The organism is Bacteroides stercoris ATCC 43183 (assembly GCF_025147325.1).
Classification (GTDB): domain Bacteria; phylum Bacteroidota; class Bacteroidia; order Bacteroidales; family Bacteroidaceae; genus Bacteroides; species Bacteroides stercoris.
Genome location: NZ_CP102262.1, coordinates 284,479 through 300,482, shown reverse-complemented (window position 1 = coordinate 300,482; position 16,004 = coordinate 284,479). Strand labels below are relative to the sequence as shown.

Sequence of the window (16,004 nt, the reverse complement as noted above, 5' to 3'; positions counted from 1 at the left end):
TTAGTAATATATCAAATAAAATTTGCATCATTGATGCTTCAATAATCACAGGTAGTATAAATCAAGTATACACATAAAACTCTCAGTTTTTGTATAATCCATAGACATCAAAACAAGATAATAAAAAATATACCGATCCTCTTTCTTGAAATTTTTAAGTTTGGTATAATCATAAGAATCCAAAACCCTATGTTCTGCTATCCGGTCTCCTCTATGCCGGTGAAAAAAGAGGAGATCATTCTCTTTCATAAACTCCTTCTTTACATTTGTCATCCTTCCCAATGGCACGCCACCAACCAGAATATCGCCCTTAAAGTAAGTCTTGGGATTGTCTTCTTTCATGCTTTTTACAAAATCTCGCAAGTTATCACTATTTGCAAGTTCCAGTGCTTTACCGATTGTCAAATTCCATCGAATATCCACCATCATCACTGTTTGAATACTATCCCTCAATTGGGTGTTTATTATTACTTCCCAGTCATCCCAGTAGTAATCTGTAGATTCACCCCAAAAATGCTTGTTTTCATTCATACGTGTATAAGGTTCACCGAATATTTCCGTCACCTCTTCAATACTCATTCCCAGCCAAAACTCTTTGCCGTTATACGATAATTTTATCGCCGTCGAAAATAAACAGATGCTCGGTGTTTACACCCATTTCTTCCAGTTCCGAGCGGCTGTAGCGGGTGCCATACAGACCGTCCGTTCTTTCACCACAGGCTGTTAGCGTGAAGAACAATACTATAAGATAGACTGAGAGGTTGATTCGTGTTTTCATGATAACTATGTTTTAATCAAGGTGGTTTATGTACTTTTCATATTCAGGACCTTCGTACGGTGGGTCACCAAAACCTCGTGAGTTAATGGCAATATCAAAGTTTTCAATATCATTACCGTCTTCAGACTTCCTGATTCTATAGGTATAATATTCTTCTCTGCGGTGTATAGGTGCTTTGGTGTAGTCCCAGTCATGCAGATGACAATAGTAAAGCAGAGGGAACGGATTGTTATTGAATTTCAGATTTGTTTTTTTCAGAAAATCATCAATGTGCATACCTCTGCCCAAAACTGCTCCACCGACAATCATTTTACCCGTAAAATACTGACGAGGGCAACGGTTCTTTAGCCATTTTAGGTTTTCTTCGGATAGAAAATCATCTAATTCTATATTCCAGTCAATCAGTATTCCGTCTACAGGAGCACTGTCTTTTCCGCTTTCATCGTGTGATGTCATGGTAAGTCCGATGGAATCCCATATAAATATTCCAGGTTCCGCAAGACGTTCGTAATGTCCGAATATCTCACACAGTTCTCCTATTGTCATTCCCGGCATGAACGGCTTGCCGTTGTAGGTCATTGTCGTATCTGTAAATACAAACAGGTGCTTCCTGTTCACCCCCTCTTTTTCGTAGTCTATAGGCGGTTCTTCCGGCAGATGTTCTTCCAAAAACCTGTCTGTTTTTTTCATCAGTGTATCTACTTTGCCCAAAATGTTATCTATGCTTCCCATCGCCTTTTGGTGGTTGTAGCTGCACCCTGTACAGGAGCTGAATGCAGACAGCCAAAGCAGCCCGAAACATAGGGCAACGGCTGCCGGAGCGGGGAGGAATGGATGCTTGTTCATATTAGTTGGATTTAGAATTTTGTATATATTCCCGCAAAGCCTATTGTTTGTCATCTCGGCATTTGGTAACCTACCATGTATTCCGCTCCACAGAAGCGGCATTGGTGGCGTGCCTCACGCAGACTTTCGCCCGAGCTATTGACCGGCTTTACCATGTGATAGTTTTCTGTGCGGTGCAGAGTGAGGTGGTGACATTCGGGACAAAGCTCGTAGCCTTCTTTGGTGAGAGGTACGCGCAGCTTGAACCTTTTGCCACAGTCCGGACACTCAACAACGAGGATATAGGCAGTCTTCAGTTTGAGTTCGAGCCGCTCGCCATCGGTGAACAGGGGCAGATTCTCTTCTCCAACAGGCAGGGGCAGGGAGTGTACTTTCCTTCCCATACAGTTGGGGCAGGGATAGTGGCGGCGAAGCAGTCTGATTTTCTGTAAACGATGATAGTGTATTGCCGCCAATATGGCGGGCCATACGGGGAAGAGCCACAGCATGGCCACTAATGTGCGTACCGTAAACGGACGACGGGTAGCAAGTAGTTCGAGGGCGGCTTCCGGAGTATCGGATTTGAGACATAGTTTGCGACGCATTACTCCAAAGGTAGCAAGGTTTATCAATAAAAGTGTAATCCGTCCTGTCCGTGAATCGAAGATGGAAAGGTAAACGGGTATCGCAGTCTCTTCCAGCCACGATTTCTGTGGAAGGATAATTCCTTCCCGATGTTCCGGTGCCGTTGTAGAAGAATGGGATACACCTGCCATCAACAGAAACAGAAGTACGCCCGCTATCCGGCGGTAAGAGCGTCGGGGGTTATCTTCCCGATAACGGCTCGTCTTGCTGCTGTTTACCTTCAGCAGCAGGAGCAGTAATGCCGAAAAGACCGCTATGGCGATGAGGGCGAACAAGGCGAGCAGCACGAACCCTGCCGGGTCGTAGGTACAACCTATGCCCGTAACCGACATATCACCGAGAAGGAGAAAGATGCCTGCCACTACCGACACTTGCAGGGCAAAGCAGGGCAGTACGATTGCATAGAGAAAAAACTCTGGCAGATGGGCGTTTTTTACGAAACGCCAACACCGTTTCCACAGACTTGAACGGGCGGAGGGAATATCTGTATTCTGTTTCATGATTTTTGCTGTGAAGTTAATGTCAGTAAGTATAGCAAATATCGCCTTTTGCCACGCTCTGTGTGCGGACAAAGCGGTCGTACCATTCGCCGTCGAATACAAAGAAATAGCCTTCGGTACGGTTTCTGCGCTTGTCTTCACGTATTTCGACAGTGTTGTCTTCTTCATGATAGACTCTTTCGAGCTTCAATTCATTGTGCTCGTCAGTTTCGTGTATGGCAAATGTCAGCGTCCGGTCTTTCAGCTTCCATTTATAAAGGCGGCAGGGGAACCACTCTCCGTCTCCCTGCTCAGGCTCTCCGTAACGCTTGGTGAGAAGGGTGATGAAACGGTCGCAGTCTTCCTTTGTGATGTTGCGATTACAGCCGCCGGCCGCGGCGATGCGTCGTCCGTCGAGCGTAACGGCAAAATTGGCTGTGCTGAACGTATGTCCGCCCATGCTAAGAAGTTCGTCGGCATCGCAGGAACCCATCTGGCTATAAGTAATCCAAAAGGGATTATCATAAAAGTCTATGCAGGTTTCTTTTTGATATAGATATCCGTCCTCTCCGTCCTCGGTGCTGGGGGTGGGTATCCGATACCAATTCTCTCCCCACTCGGTGCTTATATAGCGGTCGGGAAAAATGTCCGTAATGGGGGTAGAGAAATCGAAATCGTCGAGTTCGATTGTCTTTTCACCCAAAGGGCCGGGGCGTTGGGCGCAGCCACCCAAACATGATGTACTGATAAATCCCATAATGATAAATGTTTTAAATTTCATAATATTTTGAATTTTAGTTTTTATATTCTCTTTCCGTTTTCATTCTACATCTACATTTATGTACAAATTGTTCAAAAATCAAAAGAGTTGTGGCTGGAAGATGTATGTGTACGGTGAATCTTATGCCCTACGATGTATTTAGCACCGCAGTATTTACATTCATGACGCGCTTCCTTCAGTCCTTCGGAGAATTCAGTAGGAGATTCCACCACAGTGTATGCTTCTTTCCGGTGTAAGGTGATACCATGGCAATCCGGACAATATTCATAGAGACCTGTCGCAAGAGGGATGCGCACTTTCACCTTTTCTCCGCAGGCGGTGCAGGTGTACACATGGATGCAGACGGTCTGCAGATTGAGTTCCATTCGTTCCTGTGGGGTGAAAAGCCGGGCATCTTTCTTTATCTCCTGTGCCGACATCTCGCGGAGGGTCTCTTTTCCGCATTTCGGACAAGTACGGCTCTGGCTGAGTATCTGCTTGCGTAATCTCAGTCTGTACCATAGCATCACAGCTGCAATGGCAGGCCATACAGGAACCAGCCACAGCAGGCCGATGAGGGTGCGCCAGGCAAATGCCTGCTCCGTGAGTTGCTGTTCCAAAGCAGTGGCTGCCGTCTTGCCTTTGGGCTGCAGGTAATTTTTCAGTCCTTTCCACGTCAGCCAGTTGAGGAGAAGAAGGGAAAGGCTTCCTAATATAAGAAAAGGTAGTGTAGTCATTGTTTGCCTCCTTTCTCGTTGGTTTCTTCGATGCGTCTGTAAGAACGCTCTATGTCTTCTAAAATGTATGCGTCCAGCTTACTGCCGTTGAACTTGAACAGGAAGGCCAGAAGTCCCATATATCCGAAGGTGAACAGGGCAGCACTCAGTACCAGCATCGCCACGTCGCTGAACTCTGCTTCGGAAAACAGCCAAGTGAAAAGTGTCATCCCTGAAAGGCTGATGCACAGCGTGGATGCAGCCAGCAGGCAGCCTGTCGGCTTTTTGCGGTACTGACGTATCCGCAACTGTATCAGCATGGAGAACAGCAGCTGGACAGCTATAAGGATATAGAGTCCAGAACCGGTCATTGTTTGTTGTTCCATAGACATGTGTTTTTAATGGTTTGTTATCTATTTGTAATACAGCAAATATAGAAAACGATTCTTTAGTATGCTTATAGATGGATTTTTTTTCACCGGAATGTGTTGTAGAATATGTTTGAACATGCTTTCTCGCGGTGTTCCCGTATCCCACATTTTTGCCATTTTCATGTGATTTAAAATTAGCTTATTATAGCCTGTTTCTTATCTCTTAAATATTTTCTTCTTCCATTTTTGCAACTCTATTGTTGCCTCAATGTAAGGACCATTTACTTTGATGAGTAAATCTTCAAATTCTTTTTTTGCCCGGAAGAGCTTTACGATGTCCTCGCCTTCCATGAACAGTCCGATATATTCGTCATCCAGCTTCCAAAGATACACGGGTATGTTCTTGCCCTTTGATACTATCGAGTTTATCAGAATCTTTTTAAGTTCGTCTTTACCTGTTTCTGCTTTCTTCAGGGCAGGTTTGCCACATTTCTGCCTAACAGCCTTTACCAGTTCCTTGAAGCTTGTTTTGTTCATCTTCGTTTCGCAGACCATCGATATTAATTTGCCTTGTGCATTGGTTATTAAATTCAGTTTCCCGAAGTCGGTATCACAAAAAGTTGCTTTCTTGGTAACGAGACTGTCCATACTTATATAATATATTAAAATCGGATATCTCTCAGAAAACGAAACGTTCATGTTTTGTGTGTATTTCACATAGCGATAGCTTACTTCTTTGCTGGTCTCTTTGGGATTATCGAAATCAATATATGGAGAACATAAACGTTCCACATCGATGTCATAGTCCGGGTTATCCATATTGATAATCTGTTTGTCTGATTGTGCATGGGCTGTTGCGCCGGATAAGCATAAAAATGCTGTCAATCCAATGATGATAAGTATTTTAATTTTCATATTCCTTGTATTTTCCGCTGCTGCAAATTACCGGGTCGCAATTCTTAATGGGAAATACTTCCCGGTAATTTACATTTTTTGTAGTTACTTTACTTTTAAAACTTTTTCCAATAAAATCGTTTCACAATATTTCGGGTCAATATAAAAATACACTTCATCAATCGGGGCATTGGAAACAAATGTGCATACAGCTCTATGTTCTGAATCCTCATTATCTATATGCTTCATCCAGTCTTGGAAAGAATAATCGGGATTATTGATGATGTTGTTGTATATTGTATAAGAAGTGATGGCTCTCTTGGCCCTATTGTTTTTCCACCACGCACCGTCTTTCGTTCCGATGTATTTCCACTCATCACGAACTTTGTCATAATACTTGTAATCAAACGCAATGACTATGACTCCGTTTTTGAAAGACAGCAGTTCAAAAGGTATTCCGTCAAGAGTAAATTCCTTGTTTATGTCCGCATCGGTGATTTTGACCTTTTCCCATTCCGTTTGAAGGATACAGACCGATAAATCCCCTTTCACTTGCGATAATGGTTGTTCTGTGCGCAATGTATAGGTTTCATCAGTACCTTTTTGGCGTCCCTGGTCATCTCTTACCGGCTTACGGTCATAGTGGAGGCTGTTTACCAATAACACGGATTTATTTTCGTTGTCGGTCATTCGTGAGATGAATCTGATTTTTACACCATCGTTTCGCTCTGCCTGGATACCAATAGCAGGGTCAAAACCATTGTTTTTAGGCCATTCCTCATATTTATATGAACCGCTTTGGTAGCCTGTAAAGTCGTTTTGGTTTGTCCATGCCGAAGGGAAGTCATAATGCAGGTTTACTTTGATTTCATGGCTGTCATCTTCATTGGAGGAAGTTGACAGTGAAACAGTGCTTAAAATTTTGTCATATACATCCAAAGGAACGGTAACTTGTTCTTCCCATGGCTTTTTTTTATTCACCGCTTTAAGATTTTCGGAATTATTATATTGGGGATTTATGATCGGATTTTTAAATGTAGATTGTTCCCAATCGAAATATTCTTTCAACTCTTGAATCTCTTCTTTTGTCAATTTTTCGTCTTGTGCAGATAAATTTGAACCTGCTGTACTTAATAGTCCCATAATGATAAGTGTTTTAATTTTCATATTCGTTCATTTTATAATAAATGGTCAGCTCCTGTTTCTTCGGATATTTACTGGTGTATCACCGAGATTCCGCTTGCAGAAATCAGACAGGTAAGACTGGTTCGCAAATCCGCATTGTTCGGCAATCTCCGGTAATGGAAGGTGTGTAGTCCTCAACAGTTTCAGCACCTGCTCGGCACGTTTTTGCCGAAGCCACTGGGCTACCGGACAGTTAAACAATCTCAGGAATGTCCGACGGAAGGTAACGGTACTGTTTGCTCCGCATAGTTCCGCCAGTTCTTCTGCTGTCTTTGCTTCAGTATGGCATTCCATCACTTTCTGAATGAAAGAATGGTCGGTATGGATACCGAGCAGTTCTTCCGCTTGCAAAATGATTTTACGGTTGATATGTTCGTAGGAGGCATCGAGCAGTTTGAATGATACCTCAATACCTTCTGCCGGCTCGGAAGTGGAAGGCATTCCGCATTGTATTCTCGCTTCGCGGAAGTAGTAGAGCATTCTGTGATAGATGGCTTCCAGATGTTCTTCACGATGCCTTTGTAGCAATCGGCATAAGGTCAGTAACTCTTCTACGCAGCAATAATGCGTGTACCATATTTGCAAACGCATGACATAGCGGGTGGATTCTGCTTCACCGGCAGTCATGAACAGCTCCAGCCATCTCTCAAAGTCCGGCTGTTCATGGCTAATTGCTTCGGGAAGCCCGTTCATCCATCCGGCAATCATATTCATGAATTCCATGTCCGATGCAAAGGGACGCAGTTGCCGCTCTCTTCTCTCCTCCGGCATATCCTTGGATATGGTCACACAAAGCATACGCAAACGTGCTTCCTGGGGATCGTCCGGTTGCAGGCGTGAAAGGAGATAACCGCTTATTGAAAAGTCTTTGTCCATAGCAGAGAAAATTTATCGGTTTTCAAACCTGAGGGCCACCGTCATGCGGAATGCCACGGGTTTTCCGTTTTGGGTGGCAGGTATAAATTCGGGAAGCCGTTGGATGGTATATAGTGCTGCAACTTCCAGTTCGGACGATGTGGTCTCCCGGTTTTCCACCTTGGCATCCTTCGCTTTGCTGTCCTTTCCCACTGTGAAGGATACGCTTACATTCCCTTCGGGATTTCCCTGGTTCCCGAGGCCGGCATTATAGGCCATCCAATGGCGCACGGCAAGCCTGAAATCCGGGAATTTCGCGAACGGTCCTTCCTTGAACTTGGGAAGTTCTCCGTCCGGGATGTTCATATATCCTTTGGTGGTGTCCGGGACAAGATCTTCCTCCGTAAAGAGCTCGCCAGTGTCGTATACGCCTGCTGCCGGATTGATTTCCATGCTCCGGACATCTGACGAGAGATCATTGAAATTGCACCAGTTACCGACGCTGATGCAGTCGATGAACGGATCATATTTCGTCTTTGTCACCATCAGGCACACTTCATACCAGGTGTGTGGCTGGCTGCCTCCGCCGACAATTTTCCGTTCTCCCTTTTCGTTCTCTTCAAGGTAAATCACGGCATCCTTGTGCTCCGGATTCGGCTTGCGTACATATAGTTGGATAGTCCGGTCATTCACATGCCATCCATAATTCCGATGTCCGAAATACTCTTCTGTGACAAAGCATTGGGGACCGTACTTTCCTGCAATGGCATATAGCAGCGAATCCACTGCCGCCGCTCCGTCCAGCCTTCCCAGTGCCAGAATGCCGATCAGTTTTCCTGATTTGTCCGCCACCATGCCGGTATACGGGAATTCAAATTTCCCGAAGCGGGCAAGAACCTCTCCGTAATTTGTTTCTACCGAGCTGTATTCCTGAATGACCGCCTTTTTGCCTTCCTGGGTTTTACATTTCACTTTTTTCTTCATGAAATAGCGGAATGATTCGTCATAATCCTCGTCGTATGTCTTCGCCTTGGAATAATACTTGTCCACCTTCATTCCGAACACCACATTTTCCAAATCGTATGCACCCTCACCCCAGTATTGAGGCTGTGCGGCACTGATGCCGCAAAAGAAACTCAAGATTCCCATGATAAAAATAGTTTTCATGATTTGCATGTTTTTGTTAATATTGATATACTGTATTAGAAACGGCTGGATGAACCTCCGCCTCCGGATGATCCTCCTCCGAAACTGCCGCCTCCGCCACCGCCTGAGCCTCCTGAACGTCTGGAAGAGGGGTTGATTTTCGGTATTGTATAGCCTACCATGTATTCGGCATCGCAATACATACATCGATGGCGAGCCTCCATCAGTCCTTCTGATGAAGTGGTGGCTTTAATAATAGTCCGATATTTTTCTTCCTTGTGCAGCGTCATGTGCCCGCAGGAGGGGCAGCATTCATAGCCGTCCTTTTCAAGCGGTATCCGGATTTTCACCTCTTCGCTGCAAGCGGAGCACCGGTAGATGCGGATATAGGCCGTCTTCAGTTCTGTTTCTTTGCGTTCGCTTTCAGTCAGCCGTTTCGTATCCTTTATCAACTCGTGCAAAGGAATCTCCCGGAGGGTTTCCCGATTGCATTTCGGGCATGTCCGGCTGCGCCTGAGGGTCTTTTGTTTCTGTATGCCGAAATACCAGCAGGCAATACCTAGCATGGCGGGCCACACCGGTACCAGCCAGCACAGTCCGAGCAGGGTGCGTGCAGTAAAGGGGTTTCGGGTCGCCAGCAAGGCCAATGCGGCTTCCGTCCCTTCGTCTTTGGGTGTCATCCTGTGTACCGCCGATTTCCAGACAAGCCAGTTTATAAGTATCAGCATCAGGGCAAACACGATAAAGACCAGGGAAGGGGTGGTACGCCGGAACTTTTTTATCCATGCTTCCGGCGGAGCTGCCTGATAGTCACTTCCGTACAGAACTGCCGCTACAGCCTTGACACCTTCAAGCATTCCTGTATTCCAGTCATTTTCCCGAAGGTGCGGCACCATGGTTTCCATTTGTATTCTTTTGCAAATGGCATCCGGCAATACTCCTTCCAGACCATACCCGGTCTTGAAGGTGATATCCCGTATATCCCGGGTCAGCAGAATCAGCAGTCCGTTGTCATCTTTCGCCTTGCCGACACCCCACAGGTTGAACAGCGTAACGGCAAATTCATGCGGTTCCTCTTCTCCGATGCTGTTCAAGGCGACAACTGCCACTTCTATGGTCAGGGAGTCCTCCAGTTGTTGCAATATATCGTTGATTTTATTCTTTGTTTCACTGTCCAATATATGGTCAGGGTCGGATACCCAATTGTCCGCATCGTATGTCTTGGGATTAGGTACATCATCGACCGTTCCCCATGCCATCGGGCAGAAACCCACCAGAACGGCTATGCAGATCATAAGTTTTCGTATCATATAGTGCCTCCTTTCTCATGGTTATTCATATCGACCGGTCTGAAAGAACGTCTGCTGTCCTTTTCATCGTATTCTTTCAATTTCTCGCTGTTCATTTCCAACAGGTAAACGACGAATCCGGAAAATCCAAGCAGGCACATCACACTGAAAAATAAGAGCAGAAGCATCCAGCCCCAGCCGATATCGTCAAACATGGGTGAGGCAAACCTCATGCAGATAATATAGGCAAACCCAAATGCCGCAACCAATATTCCCAATGCCATGATGGGAAACAGCAGGATTACTGCCAGTGTTTTCCATATCAGTTTGCAGAATTTGGGGTGACGGCCTATGACAGCATAGCCAGCCAAAGAGCAGACGGTAGCAGATACCAGTGTCATTATCAGACAGATAAATCCAGCCATCAGCCATTCCACAGGAGAAGCGGCGGCGAGCGACCCTCTGCTCTTTGCAAAGATATTGGCAAACAGTCCTTCATTGATGATAAGATGCCCCAGACTGAACAGTACGGTGGTCAGAGCAAATACAATCATGAAAATAAAACCCGCTGCCAGACAGCCTAACGGCTCTTTGGAGTCCTGCTTCCTTCTCCAGATAATCAGTCCGGTTATCAGAATCTGTAGTACAATCAGGATATATCCTTCCATAGGCTCGGTCAATTAAAAATGACGGGGAGAGTAGCGACAAAGGGAATCGCTTTTCCCTTCCATTTTGCCGGGACATACTTTATGCCGTATAGGCAGTCGCAGACCGCTTTTTTCAATAGCGGGTGGGGATCTCCGTATATTTTTACGTTGCTGGCAACGCCGTCAGTTCCGATGGTTATTTCCGCTGTCATTCTTCCTGTAATTTCTTGCTCGACGGCCTCTTCGGGCTTCCTGAGCAATCGTTCCAAGACCATGTTCCAATCGTCCGGCATTCCTGTCTGCGGGTTGATGGGCTTGGCTGGTTGTAAATCAGGACTGAAATAATCCACTTCCTCCATCTCTTCCGGTTCGGTCTGTTTTGTATTGTCAGGTGATTTCTCTGAGCACAACCATTCTATAAGTTCACTGCATCGCTCGTGGTTGATTAATAATCGCGATGCTTTGCCTTCCGATGGGGCAAATACAGTTATCTCTGCAATTTTCCGTTTCTTTTCATCCGGCATGTAGAGCAACAGACTATCCCCCTGCAAGGCAACCGTGTAGTGCTTTCCCATAACTCCGGCAATGTTTGTACCGTCATTTCCCTCTGAAACTTCATCTTCCATATAGTGTTTCATAGTCTCTTCCAGCTTGTTCGGGTCAATGTTTTTTCTTTTCAACCACTCTTCAAACGAGATTTTCCCTATACTATTTCTCAGAATCTTGTCCAAATCTCTTGTTGTGGCTGTTTTAGAGGACGGCTCGTACCAGTTACCGTCTCTGTGATAAAGGCAATCCATGCGTCTCAGTTTGTCGATATTCTCTGCGTCTGTGGAAATGATGAAGCCGTTGCTGTCAACCTTTTCTATGGAAAAAGTCATGCTGCCCCAAGTCACCTGTACAGGTTTGTTTCCAAATTCCTTAATGGGTACTGTGATGCGGTCGTATTTCTCAGGCATATAGAAAGACAAGGAGATGTGTCCTCCTGCAATTTCCTGATAAGGGGCAGTTAACGGTATCTGCAACCCGTACCATATATTTAACGTGTCTTTGTTCTGGGCTTTGTATCCGCCCTCAAGCAGATAGAGATTTTCATCCGGGTGTATATAGATCGGTTTACCCTGCTTATCCGTCAGATGAATCTGTAAATCAGTCTCCAGGTCGAAGAAAAGGTTTTTGTGGAATCCCGTGAAGTTCCCGTTCTCATCCTGATGGTGAAACATCCACAGTTCGGATTTTTTCCGAATGTCGAAATTTGAAGATAAATCTTCAAATTTGCCTCTTAGCATTAGGTTACAGAAGATAGGAGAATCCTTGTTAGGCTCTATGAATGCCTTATTAAAGCACCTTAATAATACTGGTAGACCCTCTTTCGCGTATTTGAATTTGCCCGCCCATTCCTCCCAAGGGAGCCTCTCCTGTTTGAACTCTTGGTTCTCTGTCAATGAATCAAGTTCGCCGAATGCCGCTCCAGTCTCGAACTGATAGAGCACTTCAAGTTGCTCCATGGCCTCTTTTTTCTCTTCTTCTGTCATTTTCGTCTTGTTTTGTGCCCATGCTCCCAGTACGAGATATGCAAGCAGGACGGTTGATAATAATCTTTTCATGATGAATGGTTGTATTGTGTTTTCATTAGAATAATACAGGAATAATGGCAACAGATGCAACGCATTCGCCGTCATATTTTGCCGGCATGAACCTCATGCGGTAGATGCAATCCGTTACAGTTTCGCTCAAAGCCGGATGCGGCGAACTTGTAATTTCCACTTTGCTGACAGCACCATCGGCCTCAATTACCACCGTAGCCATCACCTTGCCCGTAATGTTCTGCCCGGCAACTTCCTGTGGGAGTGTAAGCATCTGCGATAGTTCGGCGCTCCACTCGCTTGATGTGCCTGTCGTGATATGTAGCGGAACGGCAGGCTGGAATCCGTTTTCAGACAGGTCTATTGTCTCCGTGTCTTTTTCATATAAATGCCAATCAATGGCATTGCGTCCCTTGGTCAGTGTCCGGGCATATTCGACTCCCATTTTCAAATGTCCCTCCAGATAATCCCTGAAACCTTCAAGCACCCGGTCCTTATCAAGCCGCAATCCGCTGGCCGTTTGTTTTTCAGGAATATCCCATGCGGCACCGGCCCTGTATATTTCAACGGCATCCATTCCGTTCATAAAGACATAACCATAAACTACGTCTTGTCTGTATGCTTTGTTCAATTCTGCTTTGATGGCTTTGTTCATAAGACATATCGAGTCGCAGTCCTGACGCAGAATCGCATTTTTAAAACATTCTGTTATAGTCATGGCACTCCTCAGTCCGTCTTCAAAAGCGGCCATGATGGCAGGACGGTTTCCTGGGGAAAGGAGCATTGCATCAAACTCCTCTCTGTGGGCTTCCCCTATAAACCATTTATATTCCATGATCCAGCCAGCTTGTGCTACGCCTACGGCATACGAAATCATATCGTTAGGTGCCAGTAAGGCATTCCGTTCGTCGGGTGTGAGCCTCCTGTTGTCTTTCAGCTTGCGGATTCCGTCCGGAACGGCAGGGGAGTCAAATTTTGCAATTGCCGAAGCCAGGGCTTCCGATTGGGTGATGTCATTGCTTGCTGTGGCAGTATCTATCCACTCTGGAAGAATAAGGGCATCGTCGGCATGCTCTTGGCACAGGAAATAGGGTCTGTTGTGATTTGCGATGTCGTAATAGCGTTCTTTCTCTCCATTGAAAAAAGAAAACCATTTATCAGATAAGGTGTAATAGTGCCGGGATATTTCATTTTCAGAAGCGATATGCTTCCTTACCTGTTTCAGCACATCGGAAATTGCGGCATCGATATAATCCAGTTCCGGATAGGGATTTGTTGAGTATGCTCCCATAAGGGCTCCGTTGCGGAAGCAGGTCCTTTCCATTCCGGTACTCTCTGCAATGCCCTTCAATTGTTTCCAGAGCGAGGAATAGTCTTTTAGTACGATTTCTTTCCAATGCTTTACGCCAAAGTCATAGCCGGCGTGGATATACGGAGCGTACTCTTTCCTGTAAGTTTTCACCTTGACGGATTTCCGGGCAAGCCTATCATAGGCGGTAGTATAGCATAAACTGTACACGATAGGATCCAGTACATCAATTTTGTCTCCCGGTTGGGGGAATTGTACCTTGGGTGCCGCTTTCTTTTCAATCGCCATATTCCATACCGTATCCTTTGTCACCTTTATATCAGGCTCCTCTTCGGTTATCCGGTTCGTATTCTGAGCTCCGGCTGACAATATCATGCCTGAGAACAATGCTATGAATGCCGTTTTTTTCATAGCAGCTTTTACAGGATAAGACACCTTGATATCATTCCAAAGGTGATTGTATAATTTATATATTGCGAGAATCTGATTATTCAGAATAGAGAATGGAAAAGGGAAGTAGGAAAACACTTGGTTAGCAAAGGTACAGTTCGGCAAACGCAAAATAGTGAAAAGCCATCCTTTCATGGCTATATATCCGACCGATGCCTTTTGCCGGTAGTAAGAGCCGGGATTCGTCAGATAATTTTTCTTCTCCCAATCACAGAGATTGGGGATAAAGCCGGTTTTGACTTTCGGTGGCGGACTCTCACCCCAAGCGTTTTTTATTATAGCATTTACGTTTTTCATAATCTTATCCGTTTTTTCTGCGTAAAAATAGCCAAATCCTACACATGGTTTCTTATGAATGCTGATAAGTTTTACGGATTTCTATTCATTCATGACCAATTATCCGACAATTATCCAACACACATGGATTCCATTATTGAAAATCAACATTTCGGACTGACCCCATTTTCGCCACCGGACTTGAATGCCACACTATCTAACAAGAAAGTGTGGAGCCGGTTTACTTATTTGTATTAGAGGTTCTGGTAAAACCCGGAAGCAAATAAATGAAAACAGTACCCCACACCTATATCGCATGTCATTCGCATACGGATACATGTGACAAGTGTTACTGCTCAGCCCTGCTTCCATTTTGAAATTTACCAGATTTCTAATACAAGGTGTTAGCGAAACACATCAACTATATATGTCAGTCGTTTGCACGACTTTACAAAGATAGGCAATGTTTTCGGATAAGCAGCAAGGGGTACTGTTTATTTTGCAAAAATACATGTACCGCTCAAAATTTCCGATATGATTTCTGACCAAAATATCAGAAAACTGTTCACTTTCCTTCTTTATGTGATTTGTCGGCTCTTTTTCTGATACCGGTACGGAAAAGCGACTCCGGAGCTTTTTTTTGGGGGGGCGGTTTGGCGGCGTTTCCGCCGTTAAACCGTCCGGTTTTCGTTTAACGAAAACACAACTTGCTGTCCGCAGGAGCGGACCACGTTTATCCAATAATTATTGTGTATCAGCTCATTGTAAGGCTATTTTCCTGTGGTTTGCGGGGCATTTCTATCAGATATTTGTCGCTGTTCTCCCCATTAAAGGATGGATATATCTCCATAACCATGTGACTTACGCCCATAATTCGGGGATAAGGAGGCGAATATACGGGAAATCGGCCCTTTACATGCTCTATTGTCCATTAATGGATTGCTACTTCTACACTTCTGCAAATGGAGAAATGGACATGTAGCCGTATATACCTCATTGTTTTTTCTTCATTATCTCCATTAACAGATTGCTACTTCTACACTTCTACAAATGGAGAATAACAGGTAGTCGTGTATGACTTATGTTTTTTCTTTATAGTCTCCATTAATGGATTGATATTTATACACTTCTGCAAATGGAGATTTTGAGATATCTGTATCCAGAAGTGTGCGTGCTCCCTTCACTCCCGGCTATCCTTATTTTGATATCCGGCTATATCGCAATTCTGTGATAGCATTATCCGGATAGCGTATCATACGGCTATATACAAATATGGCTACACTATAATTCATGGTTGTGATGGAGATGGCTCTTCCCATCCGGTAACATGACCATAATACTACGAGAAAAAAGGCAACAACCGCAGAGAAAAAACGAATGACAGGAACAATTACTGAATGACAGATTCCGACAAATAGCCGGATGCAATACGGTTATTTGATAATCAAGCAAAAAGAAAGTCCGGTACATGAGAATTCAGGCGATCATCCCGGATGGAATCTGTTAAAGAGGCTTTTGGAACAAATGAAATACCGATAATAAAAATACAGAATCGGATATACGGATGCTGTCATATACCCACAACCAGCCATACCACTATTCCGATAATCATATATGGTTATTCGTGCATCCCGTTATATCCTTTCCGATAGAAGAGCGTATTGTTATCGTCGTATCTACATGTCCGGTCATATGGCTATATGCATATCTGATGGTACCATCACTTTTCCCATCCGAGTTTGTTATAGGCCAGATTCGGGAATTTTAATTAATTCTGAAATAAATTTCTTATC

15 protein-coding genes are annotated in these 16,004 nt (G+C 44.7%); all 15 read right to left on the bottom strand.

Annotation, left to right across the window (positions count from 1 at the left end):
- Nucleotides 1–45 precede the first annotated feature (45 nt).
- The 15 genes from NQ565_RS01115 to NQ565_RS01045 all read right to left on the bottom strand — a co-directional run bounded on the left by NQ565_RS01115 (nucleotide 46) and on the right by NQ565_RS01045 (nucleotide 14,232).
- Nucleotides 46–579 carry a DUF7738 domain-containing protein gene (locus NQ565_RS01115; RefSeq protein ID WP_005652894.1) on the bottom strand — a complete coding sequence of 178 codons (534 nt, stop codon included), beginning with the start codon at nucleotides 577–579 and terminating at the stop codon, nucleotides 46–48.
- A 22-nt stretch (nucleotides 580–601) separates the two neighbouring features.
- Complete coding sequence (locus NQ565_RS01110; RefSeq protein WP_005652896.1) at nucleotides 602–778, bottom strand: hypothetical protein; 177 nt, start codon at nucleotides 776–778, stop codon at nucleotides 602–604.
- Between the two features lie 12 nt (nucleotides 779–790).
- Nucleotides 791–1,624, bottom strand: a complete 834-nt coding sequence (locus NQ565_RS01105; protein WP_373583174.1) for a DUF7738 domain-containing protein — start codon at nucleotides 1,622–1,624, stop codon at nucleotides 791–793.
- Nucleotides 1,625–1,674: 50 nt separating this feature from the next.
- Nucleotides 1,675–2,748, bottom strand: a complete 1,074-nt coding sequence (locus NQ565_RS01100) for an FmdB family zinc ribbon protein (protein ID WP_005652905.1) — start codon at nucleotides 2,746–2,748, stop codon at nucleotides 1,675–1,677.
- A gap of 22 nt (nucleotides 2,749–2,770) precedes the next feature.
- Nucleotides 2,771–3,508 carry a hypothetical protein gene (locus NQ565_RS01095; RefSeq protein ID WP_074713746.1) on the bottom strand — a complete coding sequence of 246 codons (738 nt, stop codon included), beginning with the start codon at nucleotides 3,506–3,508 and terminating at the stop codon, nucleotides 2,771–2,773.
- A gap of 71 nt (nucleotides 3,509–3,579) precedes the next feature.
- On the bottom strand, nucleotides 3,580–4,224 hold the full coding sequence (locus tag NQ565_RS01090) for a hypothetical protein (protein WP_005652910.1): 645 nt from the start codon (nucleotides 4,222–4,224) through the stop codon (nucleotides 3,580–3,582).
- The gene (locus tag NQ565_RS01085) at nucleotides 4,221–4,589 is read right to left on the bottom strand and encodes a hypothetical protein (RefSeq protein ID WP_005652911.1); all 369 of its coding nucleotides are present in this window, start codon (nucleotides 4,587–4,589) and stop codon (nucleotides 4,221–4,223) included. The genes NQ565_RS01090 and NQ565_RS01085 overlap by 4 nt, the downstream gene beginning before the upstream one ends.
- 201 nt (nucleotides 4,590–4,790) lie before the next feature.
- Nucleotides 4,791–5,489 carry a hypothetical protein gene (locus NQ565_RS01080; RefSeq protein WP_005652913.1) on the bottom strand — a complete coding sequence of 233 codons (699 nt, stop codon included), beginning with the start codon at nucleotides 5,487–5,489 and terminating at the stop codon, nucleotides 4,791–4,793.
- A gap of 84 nt (nucleotides 5,490–5,573) precedes the next feature.
- Nucleotides 5,574–6,635 (bottom strand): hypothetical protein, encoded by a 1,062-nt coding sequence (locus NQ565_RS01075; protein ID WP_005652915.1) that lies wholly within the window; start codon nucleotides 6,633–6,635, stop codon nucleotides 5,574–5,576.
- A gap of 24 nt (nucleotides 6,636–6,659) precedes the next feature.
- Nucleotides 6,660–7,529 (bottom strand): helix-turn-helix domain-containing protein, encoded by an 870-nt coding sequence (locus NQ565_RS01070; RefSeq protein ID WP_005652918.1) that lies wholly within the window; start codon nucleotides 7,527–7,529, stop codon nucleotides 6,660–6,662.
- A 12-nt stretch (nucleotides 7,530–7,541) separates the two neighbouring features.
- Nucleotides 7,542–8,675 (bottom strand): energy transducer TonB, encoded by a 1,134-nt coding sequence (locus tag NQ565_RS01065; RefSeq protein ID WP_231292976.1) that lies wholly within the window; start codon nucleotides 8,673–8,675, stop codon nucleotides 7,542–7,544.
- 35 nt (nucleotides 8,676–8,710) lie between these two features.
- The gene (locus tag NQ565_RS01060) at nucleotides 8,711–9,964 is read right to left on the bottom strand and encodes a TPM domain-containing protein (RefSeq protein WP_005652920.1); all 1,254 of its coding nucleotides are present in this window, start codon (nucleotides 9,962–9,964) and stop codon (nucleotides 8,711–8,713) included.
- Nucleotides 9,961–10,611: a hypothetical protein gene (locus NQ565_RS01055; protein ID WP_005652921.1), complete on the bottom strand. Its 651-nt coding sequence runs from the start codon at nucleotides 10,609–10,611 to the stop codon at nucleotides 9,961–9,963. The genes NQ565_RS01060 and NQ565_RS01055 overlap by 4 nt, the downstream gene beginning before the upstream one ends.
- Nucleotides 10,612–10,619: 8 nt before the next feature.
- On the bottom strand, nucleotides 10,620–12,197 hold the full coding sequence (locus NQ565_RS01050; RefSeq protein WP_005652922.1) for an energy transducer TonB: 1,578 nt from the start codon (nucleotides 12,195–12,197) through the stop codon (nucleotides 10,620–10,622).
- Between the two features lie 25 nt (nucleotides 12,198–12,222).
- Complete coding sequence (locus tag NQ565_RS01045) at nucleotides 12,223–14,232, bottom strand: energy transducer TonB (RefSeq protein ID WP_005652923.1); 2,010 nt, start codon at nucleotides 14,230–14,232, stop codon at nucleotides 12,223–12,225.
- Nucleotides 14,233–16,004: the final 1,772 nt, after the last annotated feature.